This window comes from Blastocatellia bacterium (genome assembly GCA_016713405.1).
GTDB lineage: Bacteria > Acidobacteriota > Blastocatellia > Chloracidobacteriales > JADJPF01 > JADJPF01.
This window is the reverse complement of the sequence record JADJPF010000003.1, coordinates 57,345-76,980: the sequence shown is the minus strand read 5'-3', so window position 1 is coordinate 76,980 and position 19,636 is coordinate 57,345. Positions and strand designations below refer to the sequence as shown.

Genomic DNA, 19,636 nt, shown 5'->3' with positions numbered 1-19,636 from the left:
GTAATCAATTTTATTTACTAGCAAATATTTTGTTAACAAATTTTGTAAAGGCTTTACAATTTTCTCGAAAGTCATTTACATACTAGCGCAAAGATAAGAAGTTGTCACCCAGTTTTTGCAAAAAATTTTTATTAAATTTATTTTTACTAAATCTAGTAAAAACAATAAATTATAAGTCCTAATTTTTTACAAAGTTTAACTACTGGAAAAACTTTGATCTCAAATTAAATTTGTTAATTTTTGGGAACCCATTTAATATTTTAGCGTCTACAGCCTTAAACCTACACAAATCACTAATTAGTTTATATTTAATGAGGCAATTACTTATGAATAATCCAGATTTTCATAATAACCAACCTAGTAATAATTTTAGTAATGAATCAGTTTTAACCGATCGCCCTAATCAAATAGACTTTTCAGCTAATAATCAAACCGCTTATAGCAACAATCAAATAAGTCTTTCAAATCCAGAAAATAACGCTGTAAATCATTCTAAATATTCATATGCTCAAGCAGAAAATCAAACTGCTGTGGAAAGTACAGAAAGCCTTCCTTGGACTAAAGAAAGAGTACAATTTACCATTACTAATTGTAGCTTTGCAGTTTTTTTAACCTCAATAGCTGCAACAATAATGCTTTACAGTCAACCAAATAGCAGATTTAGCGAAATGTTAGCGGTTTTTTTAGGTCAAGCAATAGGGGGCTTATTATTAGGTTTTGCTACTAGTTTAGTTCTTTGGCAACAATTAAAAGCCGGTCAGTTAATGGGTTTAAGGGTAGCTTTAAGCAATTTATTTATTCTTTTTCTTAATATTCCTGTAGGTATTGCTATTGCAATTTGCCTTTATACCTTATTTTCCACAGACTCATCACTTACAGTTAGAGAGCTAGTTACAGCACCATTAAAGATTTTAGGACTATTTTATTGGGTGCCTTTTGTACTAATTCCACCTGCACTAGCTTGTTGGGGTGCTGAGACATTTTTAGTAAATCATTATTTTGCAAATCTTATCCCTGATTTTGCACCTGCTGGGCCAAAAGTTTCTGATCTGCCACCAACTACTTTTGCTGTAAAACGTACCAATACTGCAACACGTTGTGAAATTTGCCATCAAGATGATATGTTTACAGTAAAAACAGCCTTTGCCGTCGTTGCCAACGCTATAGCTTCTAAACACAAAGTTTTGCATCCTTTGGTTTTGGCATTGATGTGCCAAAACCTTTTATGGAAGCAAAACATAAAAATTGGCAGATCCAACACCCAAACTACGTTCTTTCCTACAGCAACCAAGTTCAAGAACCAAATATAGAACAAATAACTTTTTATTTTACAATCTATTACTTTAGTAATGGATTAGTAAGTGTATTACTATCTAATGAAAAGCAAATACTAGAAAAAAAAGGTTTTATATTTGTCTCTCCCAATAAAAACTATACTATAACTAAATTTTATGGACAAAAATTAGTTATTAAAATCAAGCCAGAATTGATTAATGAATTAGCTAATACTTTAGGAATAGATTACAAAGCAGGAGAAATATTTTTCTTAAAACAAGTTATTAAAGAATCGCTAGATTTAGAAAATCTTTGTGAAAAGATTATTCAAGAAGCCACTCTTAAACAAGTAGGCTATCAATTGATGTTAACAAATTTGGTTACTCAAATAGCAATAATTCTGCTAAGAAATCATTTAGGTGTTAGGCCAAATCCACATTTAGAACTTTCTCGTTTTGGTTTAGTAGATCGCCGCCTTCGTCGAGCTATTGAATATATCCATGCTAATTATCATCAAGAAATAGTTTTATCAGAAATAGCCGACGCAGCATTTTTAAGTGAATATCATTTTGCACATTTATTTAAGAAAATAACTGGACTTACACCTAATAATTATTTAATTGCAGTAAGACTTGAGCAGGCAAAAAAACTATTAGCAGAAACAGACGAATCTATTTCAAATGTTAGTTTAGCCGTTGGCTATACTAGCCAAAGTCACTTTACAAAAGTATTCCGTAATTTTACCGGGCTAACACCTGCTAAATATCGAGAAAGTTTAATTGCGTAAGCTTTGCACAGGAGCAGGAATAAGCCCACCACGACGGACAAAGTTACTAGCAGAAAATTTATTGATGCTCATTACTGGCGCACTACCCAATAAGCCGCCATATTCCACCATATCGCCAACGTCTTTTCCCGGGACAGGAATTATTCTTACAGCAGTAGTTTTATTGTTAACAACTCCAATAGCCACTTCATCAGCGATCAAGGCGGAAATAGTTTCTGCGCTAGTGTTTCCAGGAACAGCAACCATATCAATCCCAACCGAACAAACAGAAGTCATAGCTTCTAGTTTTTCTAGTGTTAATGCGCCAAGTTTTACGGCTTCAATCATTGCATGGTCTTCTGACACAGGTATAAAAGCTCCGCTCATTCCTCCAACGTGACTTGATGCCATTGCACCGCCTTTTTTTACTGCATCTGTCAGTAGTGCTAAAGCTGCTGTAGAGCCTGGCGCGCCAGTACGCTCTAGTCCCATTGCTTCTAGGATTTCGCCAACGCTATCACCAACAAGCGGTGTAGGAGCTAGGCTAAGGTCAATTATTCCAAATGGAACGCCTAAACGCCGTGCTGCTTCGCGTCCAACAAGTTCACCAGCACGAGTAATCTTAAATGCTGTTCGTTTAATTATTTCTGATAATGTGCCTAGATCACAATTTCCAGCTAGCTTTACTGCATGTGCTACAACACCAGGGCCGCTAACCCCAACATTTATAATAGCTTCTGGCTCACCCATTCCATAAAAAGCACCTGCCATAAATGGGTTATCTTCTACAGCATTGGCAAAAACAACAAATTTAGCACATCCAATGCCGCCTCTATCAGCAGTACGCTCTGCAAGTTGCTTAATAATATGCCCTAGCGAAAGTATTGCATCCATATTAATGCCAGAACGAGTAGTTGCAACATTAACTGAGCCACAAAGCCTATCTGTTACGGCTAAAGCTTCAGGAATAGAAGCAAAAAAACTTCTTTCCCCTTTAGTCATACCTTTATGGACAAGAGCAGAATAACCTCCTATAAAGTCTACCCCTACATCTTTAGCTACAGAATCAACAGCGCGGGCTAGTTGTACATAATTTAAGTCTGTTGAGGATTCGCCAACTAAAGATAAAGGTGTAACAGCAATTCGTTTATTAGCAACAGGAATACCAAATTCTGCTGCTAGCTCATCTACTACTGGAACAAGCCTTTCGGCTAAAGTGTGGATTTTACTAATTACTCGATCACAAACTCTTGACATTGAACTATCAGCACAATCTCTTAGGGAAATTCCCAGTGTAATGGTTCTGATGTCAAGATTTTCCATTTCAGTCATCATTAAAGTTTCAATTACTTCTTGTGGAGAAAATAGCATGGGTTAGTGTCCTAGAATATTAATAAGTTTTTATAGTTAGTGTCTTTGGGTTGGGGCTTCGCTAAATTCTGGGGAAAAAGCTTCAGTTTCTTCATCAGCTTTTGCACCATTTCCTAAAATTACAACTTGATTTGCTAATCGTGTTGCTTCTACAACAGCATTGGCTAAAGCTTTAGAAAAATCTGTTGCACAAGCAAAACGGTTTTCAGGAAATTTTTCTAATGCTCTCATAATTACATTTTCAATTGGTTTTGGGATACCTTCAATTGCAGGGGGAGGGACTTCAATATGCATTAAAATTATCCCTAAAGTGCTGGCATTATCAAAAGGCACTCTTCCACTAAATAATTCATAAGCAGTAATTCCCATAGAATAAATATCGCTACGCTCATCTAGTTTTGCTCCTTGACACTGCTCAGGAGACATATATTGTGCTGTACCAGTAATTACACCTTTACTAGTGATTGTACGTAAAAAGGCTTCTTCGTCACTACCACGAATCATTTTAGCAATACCAAAATCTAGTAATTTAGCAATCTCTTTGTTTTCAATTTCTGTCACCAAAATATTTTGAGGCTTAAAATCTCGGTGAATAATTCCTTGATTATGAATAGCTTGTAATGCCTCAGCCACTTGATTAAAAATACTAGAAATTCTATCTAGGGTTAGTTGACCTGTTTTCCTTATACTTTTTAAGCTATTACCTGCTACATAGTCTGTAACCAAGTAGAGTTGACCTTCAGGGCTAATTCCACTATCAAGAATATGGATAATATTTGGATGAGAGACTCGTTTAAGTAGCTCAACTTCGCGTTGAAAAAATTGGAGTTGCATTGCTGCTCGTGGGTCAAACTCATTGGTAATCAATACTTTAACAGCAACAATTTCGTTACTTTCTAGATCTTTAGCTTTATAAACTGCTCCTGAACCGCCTTTACCTAAAACGGAAACAATTTGGTAACGTTCATCAAGCACTGTTGCTGTTGGTAAAAACTTTACCGCCATGTTTGCTCCTTAACCACCAAAGCTAAAGTAGTGGTAAATTTACGGTTTTAGCAATTGTATAAGTTTTCTTACTTTGAGATTCATGGTAAATACGAATAAGCAGTTCTGCTAAAAGTCCTACTATAATAAATTGTATTCCAGCTACAAATATAAAGATTGATAAAAAAATAAACAAATTAAGATATACTTGTGGTTCAGTAAATTCTTTATATACACTAATTATGCCTGTTAGCATACTAATTAAACAGAAAATAACGCCTGCTGTGCCAAAAAAATGGATAGGACGTTTAGCATAATCACCCAAGAATTTTACTACCATTAAATCAAGAAAAACTTTAAGTGTACGAGAAAGCCCATATTTGCTTTTTCCTGCCATTCTAGGATGATGATTAACAGGAATTTCCGTTATTTTAGCTCCTTCTAAGGCGCAAAAAGCTGGAATAAACCGGTGCATTTCTCCATAAAGACGAACATTTTTAATAATTTCTGCTCTATAAGCTTTTAGGCTACAACCATAATCATGCAAGTAAACCCCAGTCACTCTAGATATCAAATGATTAGCTAGAACTGAGGGCAATTTACGAGTAATAAAAGTATCTTTACGCTTTTTACGCCATCCACTAACAACATCATAACCTTCAGCTATTTTTCTAAGAAGGTTAGGAATATCTTGAGGGTCATTTTGTAGATCAGCATCTAAGGGAACAATGATTTCCCCGTTTGACACATCAATTGCAGCAGACATAGCTGCTGTTTGTCCATGATTTTTACGGAATTTAATTACTTTAATTCTTGTGTCTTTTGTAGCTAGATTTTCTAAAAGTGCAAAGCTACGATCCTTGCTACCATCATCAACATATATAATTTCATAGTCTATTTTTAGTTGTTCTAGTGTTTTATTTAAGTGATTTTGAAGGGCTTCTACGTTTTCTTCTTCATTATAAACAGGAATAATTATAGAAACTTGTGGATGAGGCTTCTCTGTTGTTGGATGTTGAGTTTCTGACACTTCGCTTGTTTTTTCATTTGTTTTATTTGTTAGAGTTTCGGTAGGTGATAAAGTAGACAAAGAACTTGGCTGCATAATTCCTCTAAATTTTCTTATCTAATTTACTTGTGATTATTACAAGAGTTTTAACTAATTTGCATGATAAAGTGTAAATTTTGCTGATTATAACATTAAGGAGATAATAATGCAGGTTTTGATTACTGGTGGAGCAGGCTTTATTGGCTCACATATTTGCGAAAGGTTACTTAGTAGAGGCGATCAGGTAATAATAGTTGATGAACTAAATGATTTTTACCCTCCAAATATAAAAAGAGAAAATCTAGCCGATATTAAAAAGCAGGGCAATTATCAGTTTTACCAGGTAGATATTTGTAATAAAGAACAAATGGAAAAAATTTTTCTTAAGGAAAAACCTGATAGTATTATCCATTTAGCTGCTCGTGCTGGAGTACGACCATCTTTAAGTCAACCTATTTTATATGAACAGGTAAATGTGATAGGTACAATTCATCTGTTAGAATTATGTAGACAAATGCAAGTAAAAAATTTTGTTTTTGCTTCATCTTCTTCAGTTTATGGAATTAATAGCAAGTTACCTTTTTCTGAAACCGACCCAATTAACCAACCTATTTCACCTTATGCTACAACTAAAAGAAGTGGAGAGCTTTTAGCTTTTAATTATTCGCATCTTTACAATATACCTATTACTTGCCTAAGATTTTTTACTGTTTATGGGCCACGCCAACGCCCAGAAATGGGAATCCATAAATTTACCCGTAAAATTTTTAATAATGAGCCAATAGAAATTTATGGTAATGGAGAATCTCGTCGGGATTATACTTATATAGATGATATTGTAACGGGTGTAATAAATGCGTTAGATCGTATTAAAACATTTGCAATCTATAATTTAGGAGAATCTTCACCAATAAATTTAAGTGATTTGGTTTTAACTATTGAGCAAGCCATAGGCAAAAAAGCAATAATTAAATATTTGCCAGAACAGCCCGGAGATGTGCCTGTAACTTTTGCTGATATTAGTTTGGCTAAAAGAGAACTAGACTTTGACCCAAAAACAGATATCAAAACAGGAATAAGCTATTTTGTTGATTGGTATAAAGAAAAGTTTATTAAGTAGAAATTTGTGATTTAATAATCATGGACTTTGCTTTGTAACTTATTAAAAAATAAAGAAAATCTATAATGCCCTGTAGGGGCATTTGATAATAGACCTGCCGTTTACAGTGGGGCTATTAATTTATTTATTAAGAAACTAATTAATTCTTCTAAGTTGTTGACTGTAGGGATATTATACTTTTTACAAACAATATCAACATTTCCTTTTCGCCAATAGGGTGATGGGCAACATACAACAAGTTTTTGGCTAGTAGCAAATAAACCTAATTCTAACAGTGAAATAGGGGCCAATGTGTTTGTAGCAAAATACATTGCAATAATATCGGCTTGTTGCTGTGCTGTAAGTTCCCATTCTACTTGCTCATAAAATAATGGATTATCAATAGTTTGTTCCCAGGATGAATCCCATTGTTCACGCCGTGGATTAAGTATTAAGCAATTATAATTAGCTAGTTGTTTTATAATTTCTCTTTGCCAATCGTCAGCTTTTCCTTGCTCAATAGAGCCTGCTAAAAAAATACTTTTTAGATTGGGAGAAAAATTAATTTTATTTGGGGCTGTAACTACTGTCACCACAATTATTTATTCGCTTTTTTAAGAATAAAACTAGTTAACAATATCAGCATCTGTAGCATCAATTAAAGATTTTTCCTCTTTTTTGTCATCATTAAGTTGATTAGTAGATGCTAAGGTAACTTTGCCTATTATTGGAGAATTAAAAGTTACTGCAATATTACCAAATACTATTTCATCTGTGTCATGCAAGGGCTGTGCTTGTAAGGGGACTAACTTAACTTTATTTAGCAGTGTACCATTAAAACTACCTAAGTCTTCAATCCAAAAATTACGACCATCTAAAGAATATATCTGTGCATGACGACGAGAAATTTTAGCACTAGTGTCAAATAACCCTAAGTCAACATTAGGATAACAACGAGTTTCAGGATCTAATCTGCCTATTAGGTTGGCATGAGAGTCCAAAACAAAACAAGCGATAATTTCCTTTTCACGATAAATTAAAAGCTGTGCAGATTCTGCCTTAAATTGTTGGTCTTGCATAGCATAGCGTGCTAAGTACTGTGATAGTAATTCTTCACAATCGCTAGCGAAACTACTTAATGCAAAATGTAGGTATTGTTGAGCTAGTCGGTCTGCTCCAGTACGTTCTAAATACTTAATTGTTTGTTCTACAATCTCAGCAATAGATTCTTTTTTCATAATTAATATTTAAGCATTAGTTACTGCTGCTTTTTCGTAAGTTGATAATCTATTAGTATATAAAGGGAATTGTTGACAAAGTTTTTGTATTTCTGATTTGATTTTTTCTTGTCGGCTAGCATTTTCTGGTTCTGCTAATACTTCAGCAATCCAAGTGGCAATGGTTTGCATTTGAGCTTGCTGCATACCTCTAGTTGTTAAAGCAGGTGTACCAATTCTAATACCACTAGCGACAAGTGGAGGGTTTTGGTCAAATGGAATAGTATTTTTATTTACAGTAATACCAGCCATTTCTAGGGCTTTTCTGCTACTTTTCCGGTTGTACCTTTAGCAAATACATCTACTAGCATTAAATGATTGTCTGTACCACCAGAAACTATCCTAAAGCCAAGGTCTGATAGGCTTTTGGCTAAAGTAGCAGCATTTTTTATTACTTGAGATTGATAGTCCTTAAAACTTGGTTGAAGGGCTTCCTTAAAGGAAACTGCTTTAGCTGCAATAACATGTACAAGTGGGCCACCTTGAACACCTGGAAAAACAGCACTATCTAGCTTTTTAGCAAATTCTGCTTTACACATTGCCATTCCAGCGCGAGGGCCACGCAGGGTTTTATGGGTTGTTGTAGTAACAAAGTCCATATGTGGAACAGGTGAAGGATGAAGACCTGTTGCAACAAGTCCAGCAACATGTGCTATATCAGCTAAAGAATAAGCTGAGATATCACGAGCAATTTTTCCAATACGTTCAAAGTCAATAATTCGTGGGTAGGCACTTGCTCCACATATTACCATTTTAGGTTTATGTTCATGTGCTAAGCGTTCAAGTTCATCATAATCAATTTGCTCTGTATCTTGTTTAACACCATAAGCTACAACATTAAAATATTTACCAGAAAAATTAAGCTTATGTCCATGTGTTAAATGTCCTCCATGAGATAAATTCATCCCTAAAATAGTATCTCCAGGGTTTAACATTGCTAGATAAACACTCATATTAGCTTGCGCACCGGAATGAGGTTGCACATTAACGTGATCTGCTCCAAAAATTTCTTTAGCACGTTTTTGAGCAAGTTCTTCTACAACATCTACATACTCACAACCACCATAATAGCGGCGGCCCGGATAACCTTCTGCATATTTATTTGTGTATACAGAGCCTAAAGCCTCTAAAACTGCTTCGCTAACATAGTTTTCTGACGCGATCATTTCTAGTCCACTAGCTAGACGCTTGGTTTCCTGATAAATGGTTAAAGCAATTTCTGGATCAGATTCTATCAATGGACATGCTAAATGCTCTGTCATGAAAAACTCCTAATGTTTAATGAGTATGTTATTTATAAAGTATAAGGAAAAGCTATTTTAGTTTATTCCCACTATTAGTGGAAAGAAGAAATAGCAACACATTAGAACCAGTATGGGTAAATTTTTTGTAAAAGGGCTTTACTATAGTTGGAGTTATGATAATTCGCTGCTAAAATATCTAGTCCTACTCAATAGAAATTCCAAACTAATGTAATCAATGTAGGAACTAGGTTTTAGCTGTTGTTAAAACTTAAGATATGTATCGAGTGTATTTTTAATTGTTCACCTTGTTAATAGTAAATAAATATAAATAAACAATTTATGGGACATGTTAAATTAAAATCTAAAAGATTTAGGGGCTGTCCTATAACTTTTACTGGAGAAATAACATGAAAGTAATGAGATGGGTGCTGCTCTTAGCTAGTGCCGTCATTTTATCAATAATATTAATGGGTAGTATCTTACCAACTAACCCAATATCGCCTAAAGCTACAGCGCAAACAAACACGGCTAGAATTTATAATGTTGATAGGTCAGGGAGCAGGAACTTTAATTGTTTCACCAACAGGGAAAACTATGCTAGTTGATGCTGGCCCTAATGGTGGTGGTACTAATAAAATTATTCCGCTGCTAAATACTTTAGGAATTAATACAATAGATTTTACCGCAGTTACTCACTATCACATAGATCATATTGCTGGTATTACAGAAGTTCTTAATGCTAATCGTGTTGCTGGTATTGCTTATGATAATGGTGACGGAGCTAATGTTACACCTCCAAACCCAGGTGGAACATTAACAGCGTTTAATAACTATAAAGCTGCTACCAATCGCCCAGGTGTTACTCGTCAACAACTTCTACCCGGCACTGTAATTGATATGGGTGGAGGAATGAGAGTAACTTGTATTGCTGCTGGTGGAAATTTATTAAGCGGTGGTTCAGTACTTATTAACACTGCGGATATTAATGGTCAAAGTCTTTCTTTGCTTGTTGAATATAATAATTTTGACTATTTGGTATCAGGTGACTTAACAGGCGCAGGTTCAACTTCTACTGCACAAGGGCCAGATGTTGAAACCTTTGTTGGTCAGCTTGCTGGAGACGTAGATGCTATTCAACTTAACCATCATGGTAGTACAACTTCTAGCAATCAACGCTTACTTACAGCTTCAAAGGCTGAAATAGCTTTTGCTCAAATTGCTGATAATAATACATTTGGTCATCCTAACCGCGAAGTTGTAAACCGTTTCTTAAATACTCCTGCAACTAATGGAAATACATTTGCTGGAACAGGAGTTCCAACAGCAGGAACAACACCAATATTTTATCAAACCCAGGCTAGCCCACCGACCGATACTAGAACCACTGTTCAAGGTGTTAGCGGTGCAGTTGTTGGTAATGGTGGAAATGGTACTATTTTGTTAGAAACAGATGGTACTAATACTTTTACTATTAGAAGTTTTGATGATGGTGGTGTGAAAATTCCACTAACAACTTATAACGTTGATGGTGCTTCAGTTGGTGTAACAACAGATTTTCCTCCTACAGTAATTTCTAGTGTTAACCCTACTGTACCATTAGCTACAGAAGCAGCATTAATAAGAGCATTAGTTCATGATAAAGAAAATCCTATTAGTACAGTCACCTTAAATTTTAGCTTAAATGGTGTAGCACAATCACCATTAACTATGTCTTTAAATGGTGCTAACACTTATCAAGCTACAATCCCTGCTCAACCAAACGGAACTAGAGTTGATTTTACAATAAATGCAACTGCTAATGGCAAAACTACTAGTTTTAGCGATGGTTATTTCTCTGGTACTGCCCAAATTAGCAATGTAAAAACACTTAATGCTAAAGGAGAGGCACTTTACAGAGAATATGCAGCACGTATTCAAGGTCTTGTTACTGCTGGCACAGGGGTTTATTCAACTTCTGGTGCAAACAATGACTATGTACAAGATGCTAGTGGTGGAATCAATGTCGCTCGTACTACTCAACCTTCTACCCCAGCAATTCAACCAACAGCACTTGGTCAAATGGTAGAAGTACGAGGCCGCATTGGTATGCTTGATGGTAACGTCAGACTAGAAGTTACTCCAAGATTTGCAGAAACTACTTCTCCTTTTGGTATTACCACTATAAGCAGCAATAACACTGTCACCCCAAGCACACAAACTCTTTCAGCACTCAATACTAACTTAGAAGGATTTGAAGGAAGGTTGGTTTCTATCTCTAACGTTACAGTGATGAGTGGAACAATTCCAACTGCCCCTGCTTCAGTAGATGGATTTTTAACTGTAACCGATGGCACTGGTACATTTATGTTAAAAATAGATAGAGATACTAATGTGCCTGGCCTTGCTACTCCAAGTGGCCCATTTACTTTAGTTGGTATCGTTCAACAAGACGATCCATTAAGACCTTTTACATCTAATTACAGCATTACTCCAAGAAGCCGCGTAGACTTAGGCGCGCCAGACCCAGGTGCTACCATTTTACCAATTGCTGATGCTCGTGTAGATATGGTTGATAATTCAAATGGTACCCCTCCAACAGATTTTATTCCAGATTTAATTAATCAACAAGTTAAAGTTCGTGGTGTTGTCACTTCCGTAGATTTCCGAGGTGGCGCAGGTATAGAACTTTACATTCAAGATCAAACTGGTGGTGTCACCATTTTTAGCACTTCTGACTTTGGCCCATTTGCTATTGGTACTAACGTAGAAGTATTTGGTACAGTAGTACAATTTAATGGCTTAACAGAAATTAACCCAGGTGCTGTTACTGCAAATATTACGACTCTTCCAATGGGAACATTACCGGCTGTAACACCACAAATTATTACTTTATCTCAACTAGCTAACAACGGTGTAGGTGAAGTTTTAGAAGGTCGTCTAGTACGTGTTAACAACGTTACAATTACTAGTGGTACTTTCCCAGCAACAAATGGAACAGCTAATCTAACCATTAGTGATAATACTGGTAGTGCTACTTTAAGAATTGATGGAGACACAAATATTGATGGTACTCCTACACCATCAGGAACCTTTTCTTTAATTGGTTTAGTGTCACAATTTGATAGCACAGATCCGTTTGATAGTGGTTATCAAATTTTCCCACGTAGCACAGCAGATATAATTGCTGGTGGTGTCGCTCCTGTAATAACTACCAATCCTACAACAGTTAATTTTGGCAATGTTAATGTTGGCTCTAATGCAATGTCTAGCGTAATGATTACCAACACTAGCGATAGTCCAGTAACTCTAAACACTCCATTTACTATTACTGGTACAAATGCAAATCAATTTACTGTTGCTTTGCCAGCTACACTTACTCTTAATGCAATGTCTTCTACAACAGTTAATGTGACTTTTGCTCCAACCTCAACTGGTGCTAAGACAGCTATGCTTAATATTGCTAGTAGTGCAGGTAGTGCAACCGTTACATTAAATGGCTCAGGTCAAGCCGTAGGTGGGCCTAATCTTAACACTGCTCTTGTAATCAGTGAGTTCCGTTTCCGAGGCCCTGCTGGTGGTAATGATGAGTTTGTAGAAATCTATAACAATACAGATAGTCCAATTAACATTGGCGGTTTGAAGTTAAGAGGTTCTAATAGCAATACTCCTCCTGCTGTTGCTGATCGCGCTACTATTCCAACAGGTACAATGTTACCTGCACGTGGTCATTATTTATTTGTTAATAATGCTGCTAGTGGTTATAGTGGTACTGTACCAGGTGATCGTACTTATAACACTGGTATTGTTGATACAGGTGGTATTGCTCTTACAATGGCTGATAACACAATAATTGATCAAGTAGGTGTAAATGCTGCTTCAGCCTTCAAAGAAGGAAATGTATTACCAAGTCTTGGCACTACTAATGCAAATCGTGGTTATGAACGTAAACCCGGCGGGGGTGCTGGTAGTACACAAGATACAAATGACAACTTAAATGACTTTATGTTGCTTACTCCAAGCGACCCACAAAATTTAGCAAGTGCGCCTGTTCCATCACTACAAGTTGCTCCTACTTCGCTTAATTTTGCTTCTGTTGCTGTTAATGCTAGTGCAAATCTTACAGTAACTGTTACTAATGGTGCTGGAGGTACAATTACATTAAACACACCATTTAGCATTACAGGTACAAATGCTAATCAATTTTCAGTACAAGCTCCTGCTAGCACAACACTTGGGCCTAATGCTTCAATGATGTTAACGGTTACTTTCCGACCAACTTCTGCTGGTACTAAGACAGCAAACCTAAGCATTACTAGTAATGGTGGTTCTGGAATGGTTTCATTAATGGGTTCAGGAACGGTAGCTGGTGCTGGATTAAATCCAAAACTTTATATTGCTGATACAGGAAATAACCGTATTCAAATTCTTGATCCTGCTACAAGCACCTTTACAGCTTTTGGTTTACCTGGTACAGGTGCAGCAAACTTAAATATGCCTCAAGGGGTTACTTCTAATGGTAATACTGGAGATATTTATGTAGCTGATACTAGAAATAATGCTGTTAAGATGTTTAGTTCTGCTGGTGCATTTATTAAAGTTGTTGCCGGGCCTGGTACGGCTAATGGTCAAGTAAATGCTCCTGAAGCTGTAGCTTTTGATAATACCCAAAATATACTTTATGTTGCTGACACAAATAACAGTCGAATCATGAAGTTTACCGCAGCAGGAACATTTATAGGTATTGTGGCTGGGCCTGGTCTTACACCTGGTACAGTAAATAAACCTCAAGGAATTGCTTTAGACAATTCTGGAAATCTCTATGTAGCTGATACTGCAAATAATCGCATTCAAAAGTTTTCACCTACAGGTAGCTTCCTTATGGTGTTTGCTAATTTAGGTACAACTCCAGGGCTTATGAATCAACCTAAAGGTGTTGCAGTTGATCCAACTACAGGAGATATTTTAGTAGCAGACAGTGGTAATAATAGAATCCAACGCTTTAGCGGTGCAGGAGCATTTTTATCAATTGTTGCTAGTGCTGGAACAGGTCTAAATCAAGTAAACCGACCTGAAGGCGTAAGAGTCAACAATCTTAATGGAGCAATAATTGTCTCTGACACAGGAAATAATCGTGTTCTTGACGTTACTAACCAATTGATTTTAGGCTCAACTGGACGTGCTTCACATACTACAAATCCAGGCCTATTTGGTGGCCCAACAGGTATGCAATAAGCTAATTAAGTTAGTAGTTTATTAAATAAAATAAAATAGCCGTCAGTAAATAACTGGCGGCTACTTTTAATTTATAAGGGTTATTTTATGTTTAATGTTGTTGCTGTTTGTCCTTGAGACTCACTATCTTTAACCATAATTTGCAATAAATAACTGCCTGGTTGCCAAAAACAATCAGTTTTTTTGCTGCTAAAACCTAACTTAACCCTATAAGCTCCTTGAGCAGTAGTAGCTAGGCTTTTAATCTCACTACAAGCACAACGCTTACCCTTAATAGAAAAATGGTTTTTAACCCGAAAATTATCAACAGTTAAATTGTTAATAGGCTCTCCAGTTTCAGCATCTGTAACTAAAATTAATAAATTAGCTGAATCTGCATTTCCTACAAGTGCTTTTCCTTGTTCTGCAACAGCCTGAACTACTATAGATTTAGTTTGGTCTTCAGGGGTCTTTTTCTTTGCTGCTAGAAAGCTATTTTGTGGAGTAATTTGACTAAAGGAAATTGTTACAAATAGAAAACTAGCTACTATAGCAGTAAGCAATTTTTGGGCAAAAGTATGCCTTAATAGCATGTAATTATACCTCGCTAAGTCATTGTAAAATTGTGATTAATTGGACAGGATTTTATAGGTTTGCTACACGCTAGAGTTAGCTTTAGGTTTCCAAAAAACTAACAATTTTTCCTGGCAAGTTAGAGTTTTGTACCAAGAATAGCAATTTGATTTTTGTTAGCTAATAAAAGCATTTCTTCACGGTCAAAAATAAGGGTTTTTTCTGCTGTAATGGAAATAGCCGTGGCTTTAGCTTTAATCATTGTTTCAATTGTTGGAAGACCAACAACAGGAACATCAAAACGCATATCTTGATTAGGTTTGGCTACCTTAACAACAGTGAGAGGACGACCATTAACCAAAGTTGCTGCACGAAGAATTGTTGCATCTGTGCCTTCCATTGCTTCGACTGCTACAACAGCACGATCAGAAACAACGATGGTTTGGCCTAAGTCAAGGCGGGCGACTTCACGCGCTACTTCTATTCCATAATTAATGTCGGCTTGTTCTTTTTCATTGACTGAACGAGTTGTTAAAATTCCATTTGGAGCAAGTAGGGGAGTTAAAAAGCTAGTAGAGTCAATAACTGTTATTCCTTCGCTAGCAAGTTCTTTAGTAACAGCACCAATTAAGCTATTAGTGTTTTTAGTTAATAAACCTGCTAGCATTTTCACCATACGAAAATCAGGAATTGCACCGCTAAAGATTTGATTATGTTTGACTTGTCCAGCCATCAAAGCATGTGTTACACCTTCACGTTGGAAAAATTTAATTAATTTACCTAGCTGACCAATATGCAACCATTCAATGATTTTTGCGTGTTGGGCAAGTTCTGGAAAGGTTTCTTCTTTAATTGCCGCTACTACCATTTCTACACCTTGGCTACGAGCAGCATCAAGCACTAAAAAAGGAAAACGTCCATTACCAGCCAACAAACCATATTTTAATGGTCTATTTGGGTCAATTTGACTAGGCTTTGTTCTGCCAAACATTTACTTTTTTTCCTCAGCAGGTAATTTTTCAAGTGCTTTGTAAACTGCTTGAGCAACGCTTCTGATATGGTCAAATACTTCGTTTTGCTCTACGGCTTTAAGCAGTGCAATAGCGCGTTTATCTCCAAATTTACCTAATGCTTTACAAACTTGAAAACGAGTGCGCCAAGCAGGATCTTTTAATAATTCTGACAAGCGTTCAAAAGCTTTTTCTTCACCCTTGCCACCTTCACCTAAAAAGCGGATTGCTGCGTCACGGGCCGGAATTGGCGAGCCATATTCACTAAATTTAATTGCTAGAGGTAAAGCTCTTTTTTCTTTTAGCTGAATAAAAGCTGTAAATGCGGCGTGTAAAATAACTTCTCGGTAAGATTTGCGCTCCATTACACTAGAAATAATATCAAAAGCTTGCTCAGCTTTAGTATTTGCTAGGGCTTGTAGCGCGGTAGCAACTACAAAATCGCTTCCATCTTTTTCTATTACATTACTTAAAAAGTGCGTCAGGTTATCATCACTAGCAAATTTGCCTAAAGCCCAAATACATGCACGGCGCACAGCCCCATTTTTACTAGTTTTGTAGGTATTTTCTAAAGCTTTTCTAGCTTCATCAGTTTTTAGTTCTGAAAGTGAAATTGCTGCTGCAACACCTACGGCCCAAGCCGAGTCTTCAGTTAATGCTAAAGCAAGTGCATTTATTACTTTTTCATCAGTAAAATTAACTAACTCACGGGCTGCTCGTACTCGTCCAAGCGGCTCATCGTGTTTTAGTTGATAAAGATATTCTTCTTTAGATTTAGGAAATTGAAGGGTTTTTAAGATATGGTCGCCTTTATCAAAAACAACCATCAACGGCTTGCTATCTAGCGGAAAATAATAGCTAGCTGTTTGTTGTTCAATAAAAACCGTTACTAAGCGTTTTTCTGTTGCTGTTGTTATTTCTATATCTACAGGTAGCTTAAAAAGAGGTGTTTCATCATCGATTTTTTGGGTTTGAGCGATATCTAACCTTAGTATTTTTTGCTGGTAATCCCAATTACTTGTAACGCTAAATTCTGGATAACCTGCTTTGTAAAGCCATTGTTGAAAGAAAGTGTCTTGCTCGCGTCCTGTAACTTCTTCTATAGCAATCTTTAAGTCATGTGTTTCTACTGTCTTAAAGGCATGTTTATGTAAGTAATGTTTAATAGCAGCAAAAAACGCTTCATCGCCTAATTCTTTACGCAACATATGAACAATAAGCGAGCCTTTTTGATAAGCATGACGGTCAAAAAGTTCTACTGAATAACCATAGCGGTCAAAAACCACTGCTCGACGGGTTTCGCCTAAGTCTTGGCGCAGATATTCGTTATAGTCTTGTAAGCGATAAAGGGCAGCATCCTCTTTTCCAAAAGCATGTTCGCGCCAAATAACTTCCGAATAAGATGCAAAACCTTCATTTAACCAATTATGATGCCACGACTTACAAGTAACTAAATTTCCCCACCATTGATGTGCTAACTCATGAGCAATTAATTCATCATGAGAAATATCTTGAGAGGTAGAATCTTTAGTTAATGCCCATTCTAATAAAATATCTGTAAGTGTTGTTGCAGAAGTATTTTCCATACCCGAAAAAGTAAAGTCAGACACTAGAGTTTGGCTATATTTATCAAATGGGTAAGGATAGCCAAATTTTTCTAAGAAAAGTTGAAACATTTCAGCCGTTCGACCAAAGATTTTTTCTATTTTGTCTTTTTGCCCAGGATAAATTAAGTAAGAAAACTCGCATCCTGCAACTTCTGTGTTTATTTGCTCATACTCACCTACAATTAAGGAAATTAAATAGCTTGCATGAGGCTGGTCTTGTCGCCAAAGAAAAGTTTTGCTCTTTTGTTTGCGATCTTCTGTTACTTCTACTAATCGACCGTTGGAAATAGCTGTAAATTTGTTATTTACTGTAACCCTGATTTCTGAAGTGTATTTATCACCTGGGGAGTTATGGCAAGGAAACCAATAAGCACTATCATCAGGCTGGCCCTGTGTCCAAACTTGATAAGGACGATTAGGATAATTTTGATCTGGTTGAACAAAAAACATTCCTTTTTGAGGCTTAGCAGAATAACTAATAGAAATAGTTACTTTCTCATTATTGTTATAAGCTCTGTCTAAAGTGATAAGTAGTTTAGTTGGGTAGGTTTCAAATGATAAAGCTTTGTCCTTTAGTGTTACTTCTTTTATTGATAAATAAGCAGCATCTAACTCTATTTGTGTTAAAGCGTTTAGAAAAGGTCTAAATGTGATGGTTGCTTTTCCAACAAGCGATTTCTCTTTTTCATCAATATGTAAGTCCAACTTAATATCTTCAATATCAATTAAACGGTTTTGTCTAGGGCGGCTAGCATGTTCTACTGGATCGCGGTCAACTTGAAAAGGTTTATAAAGATTTAGTTCACCGCTAAAACGTAGGTCTAAAAAAAGGAAGTGAAACAACGGATCAATATTATTTTTCAATTAAACCTCCGAAAAAACTACAAGTAAAAAAGCAAATTTACCACAAAATACTTTTTTTTTTCGAGATGAACGCGCATTCATTAAAAGCAATTAGAATTTTTGCTTTCTTAAAGATTTCTTTAAGAAACTTTGTCCCAGATCCAAAACATACTTTTCCCAAAATTGAACAAATAAAATAAAAAGCTTGATTTTATTTGTCAAACTAAACCTATTAAATACAACTAGTTATAAGTAATATTTTATTGGCCTAGTAGTTGCATTTATAAAGATTATGCAGTTTTATTTAGGAGAAAATATAATGATAAAACACAGGTCTGATAAAAGATTTACTTTTTGTCTTTTATTGATGGCTTTATGCTTGCTAGTAGGTTTAGCTAATTCTACTTTAGCGCAAAACACCGCTAGTTATAATACTAATAATAATAATTCTGCAAGTGAAAACTTAGCTCAAAAAGCTAATGAGTATTTTCAAAATCAAGATTGGAAAAATGCTATAGAAAGCTATTTACAACTAGCCAAACAAGAGCCAAACAATGGACGTGTTTGGTATAGGTTGGGTTTTAGTTATCACTCCTCTAAAAATTATGAAAAGGCAGTAGAAGCATTTTCAAAAGCTGTAGAGATAGGGAATAACCCAGTATTTATGTATAACTTAGCTTGTGCTTATTCACAACTTGGTAATAGAGAAGAGTCTTTTAAGTGGCTTAACAAAGCGGTAGAACAGGGTTTTAACCAAGTTGATCAAATTAAAAATGATACAGATTTGGTTGCATTACATACGGATGGGCGTTTTGATGAGCTAGTAAAAAAAGCAGATAAACTTGCTTATCCTTGTAATTACTTAGACGAAGCACGACAATTTGATTTTTGGGTTGGTACTTGGGATGTAAAAACACAACAAGGTTTTTTAGCTGGAACTAACACTATTGAGCGTGTCATAGGCGGTTGTGCTTTGATAGAAAATTGGACTAGCAGTCAAGGTGGCACAGGTAAAAGCCTTAATTTCTATAATAGCAATACAAAAAAATGGTATCAAAATTGGATTGATGATAAAGGTGGAGTAATTAATTTTGTTGGTGAGTTCAAAGATAAAGAGATGCGTTTTCAAGCAGAGGCAGTAAAAGTAAATGGTCAAAGCGTCCTACGTCGTCTAACTTTCTTTCATATTTCTTCTGATCAAGTAAGACAATTAGGCGAAATTTCTCAAGATGATGGGAAAACTTGGGCGGCGGAATATGATTTTAATTATTTTCGTCGTAAAGAAGTCAGCAAAAAATAAAACCTTATTATTACTCTAAATATTTTATGTAGGTGATGGAGATAGCTAA

General features: G+C 35.9%; 13 protein-coding genes and 1 pseudogene. 5 read left to right on the top strand and 9 right to left on the bottom strand.

Going from position 1 to position 19,636, the window contains the following annotated elements:
• Positions 1–326 precede the first annotated feature (326 nt).
• Together IPK14_03630 and IPK14_03625 are read left to right on the top strand one after the other, a co-directional pair.
• Positions 327–1,310, top strand: a complete 984-nt coding sequence (locus IPK14_03630) for a hypothetical protein (GenBank protein ID MBK7992518.1) — start codon at positions 327–329, stop codon at positions 1,308–1,310.
• Positions 1,226–2,062 (top strand): helix-turn-helix transcriptional regulator, encoded by an 837-nt coding sequence (locus tag IPK14_03625; GenBank protein ID MBK7992517.1) that lies wholly within the window; start codon positions 1,226–1,228, stop codon positions 2,060–2,062. The genes IPK14_03630 and IPK14_03625 overlap by 85 nt, the downstream gene beginning before the upstream one ends.
• Here the strand turns inward: IPK14_03625 and IPK14_03620 are convergent.
• From IPK14_03620 to IPK14_03610, 3 genes are read right to left on the bottom strand one after another with little or no spacing between them, the layout of a single operon-like run.
• On the bottom strand, positions 2,051–3,412 hold the full coding sequence (locus tag IPK14_03620) for a PFL family protein (GenBank protein ID MBK7992516.1): 1,362 nt from the start codon (positions 3,410–3,412) through the stop codon (positions 2,051–2,053). The two genes, IPK14_03625 and IPK14_03620, sit on opposite strands and share 12 nt — an antisense overlap.
• Positions 3,413–3,448: 36 nt before the next feature.
• Positions 3,449–4,417, bottom strand: a complete 969-nt coding sequence (locus tag IPK14_03615) for a serine/threonine protein kinase (GenBank protein ID MBK7992515.1) — start codon at positions 4,415–4,417, stop codon at positions 3,449–3,451.
• A 22-nt stretch (positions 4,418–4,439) separates the two neighbouring features.
• Positions 4,440–5,501, bottom strand: a complete 1,062-nt coding sequence (locus IPK14_03610; protein MBK7992514.1) for a glycosyltransferase family 2 protein — start codon at positions 5,499–5,501, stop codon at positions 4,440–4,442.
• Between the two features lie 109 nt (positions 5,502–5,610).
• Between IPK14_03610 and IPK14_03605 the strand changes: the two genes are divergently transcribed.
• Positions 5,611–6,564: a GDP-mannose 4,6-dehydratase gene (locus IPK14_03605; GenBank protein MBK7992513.1), complete on the top strand. Its 954-nt coding sequence runs from the start codon at positions 5,611–5,613 to the stop codon at positions 6,562–6,564.
• A 101-nt stretch (positions 6,565–6,665) separates the two neighbouring features.
• Here the strand turns inward: IPK14_03605 and IPK14_03600 are convergent, their stop codons facing one another.
• The 3 genes and pseudogenes from IPK14_03600 to IPK14_03590 all read right to left on the bottom strand — a co-directional run bounded on the left by IPK14_03600 (position 6,666) and on the right by IPK14_03590 (position 9,082).
• On the bottom strand, positions 6,666–7,136 hold the full coding sequence (locus IPK14_03600) for a nucleoside 2-deoxyribosyltransferase domain-containing protein (protein MBK7992512.1): 471 nt from the start codon (positions 7,134–7,136) through the stop codon (positions 6,666–6,668).
• A 33-nt stretch (positions 7,137–7,169) separates the two neighbouring features.
• Positions 7,170–7,781: an FHA domain-containing protein gene (locus IPK14_03595; protein MBK7992511.1), complete on the bottom strand. Its 612-nt coding sequence runs from the start codon at positions 7,779–7,781 to the stop codon at positions 7,170–7,172.
• A gap of 9 nt (positions 7,782–7,790) precedes the next feature.
• Positions 7,791–9,082, bottom strand: a pseudogene (locus IPK14_03590) (serine hydroxymethyltransferase).
• Between the two features lie 522 nt (positions 9,083–9,604).
• Here IPK14_03590 and IPK14_03585 point away from each other — a divergent pair.
• Positions 9,605–14,275, top strand: a complete 4,671-nt coding sequence (locus IPK14_03585; protein MBK7992510.1) for a choice-of-anchor D domain-containing protein — start codon at positions 9,605–9,607, stop codon at positions 14,273–14,275.
• Positions 14,276–14,355: 80 nt separating this feature from the next.
• On the opposite strand, the gene IPK14_03580 is transcribed toward IPK14_03585, so the two are convergent.
• The 3 genes from IPK14_03580 to IPK14_03570 form a co-directional block, all read right to left on the bottom strand.
• Positions 14,356–14,847, bottom strand: a complete 492-nt coding sequence (locus IPK14_03580; protein ID MBK7992509.1) for a hypothetical protein — start codon at positions 14,845–14,847, stop codon at positions 14,356–14,358.
• 119 nt (positions 14,848–14,966) lie between these two features.
• Complete coding sequence (lpxI, locus tag IPK14_03575) at positions 14,967–15,818, bottom strand: UDP-2,3-diacylglucosamine diphosphatase LpxI (GenBank protein MBK7992508.1); 852 nt, start codon at positions 15,816–15,818, stop codon at positions 14,967–14,969.
• Positions 15,819–18,308 carry a HEAT repeat domain-containing protein gene (locus tag IPK14_03570; GenBank protein MBK7992507.1) on the bottom strand — a complete coding sequence of 830 codons (2,490 nt, stop codon included), beginning with the start codon at positions 18,306–18,308 and terminating at the stop codon, positions 15,819–15,821.
• A 298-nt stretch (positions 18,309–18,606) separates the two neighbouring features.
• On the opposite strand from IPK14_03570, the gene IPK14_03565 reads away from it, so the two are divergent.
• Positions 18,607–19,587 (top strand): tetratricopeptide repeat protein, encoded by a 981-nt coding sequence (locus IPK14_03565; protein ID MBK7992506.1) that lies wholly within the window; start codon positions 18,607–18,609, stop codon positions 19,585–19,587.
• Positions 19,588–19,636: the final 49 nt, after the last annotated feature.

Excerpts from the sequence above, each read along its gene's own strand:
- IPK14_03595 (MBK7992511.1), bottom strand. The coding sequence starts at position 7,781 with ATGAAAAAAGAATCTATTGCTGAGATTGTAGAACAAACAATTAAGTAT.
- IPK14_03605 (MBK7992513.1), top strand. The coding sequence starts at position 5,611 with ATGCAGGTTTTGATTACTGGTGGAGCAGGCTTTATTGGCTCACATATT.
- IPK14_03580 (MBK7992509.1), bottom strand. The coding sequence starts at position 14,847 with ATGCTATTAAGGCATACTTTTGCCCAAAAATTGCTTACTGCTATAGTA.
- IPK14_03585 (MBK7992510.1), top strand. The coding sequence starts at position 9,605 with ATGTTGATAGGTCAGGGAGCAGGAACTTTAATTGTTTCACCAACAGGG.
- IPK14_03630 (MBK7992518.1), top strand. The coding sequence starts at position 327 with ATGAATAATCCAGATTTTCATAATAACCAACCTAGTAATAATTTTAGT.
- IPK14_03620 (MBK7992516.1), bottom strand. The coding sequence starts at position 3,412 with ATGCTATTTTCTCCACAAGAAGTAATTGAAACTTTAATGATGACTGAA.
- lpxI (MBK7992508.1), bottom strand. The coding sequence starts at position 15,818 with ATGTTTGGCAGAACAAAGCCTAGTCAAATTGACCCAAATAGACCATTA.
- IPK14_03625 (MBK7992517.1), top strand. The coding sequence starts at position 1,226 with ATGGAAGCAAAACATAAAAATTGGCAGATCCAACACCCAAACTACGTT.
- IPK14_03615 (MBK7992515.1), bottom strand. The coding sequence starts at position 4,417 with ATGGCGGTAAAGTTTTTACCAACAGCAACAGTGCTTGATGAACGTTAC.
- IPK14_03610 (MBK7992514.1), bottom strand. The coding sequence starts at position 5,501 with ATGCAGCCAAGTTCTTTGTCTACTTTATCACCTACCGAAACTCTAACA.
- IPK14_03565 (MBK7992506.1), top strand. The coding sequence starts at position 18,607 with ATGATAAAACACAGGTCTGATAAAAGATTTACTTTTTGTCTTTTATTG.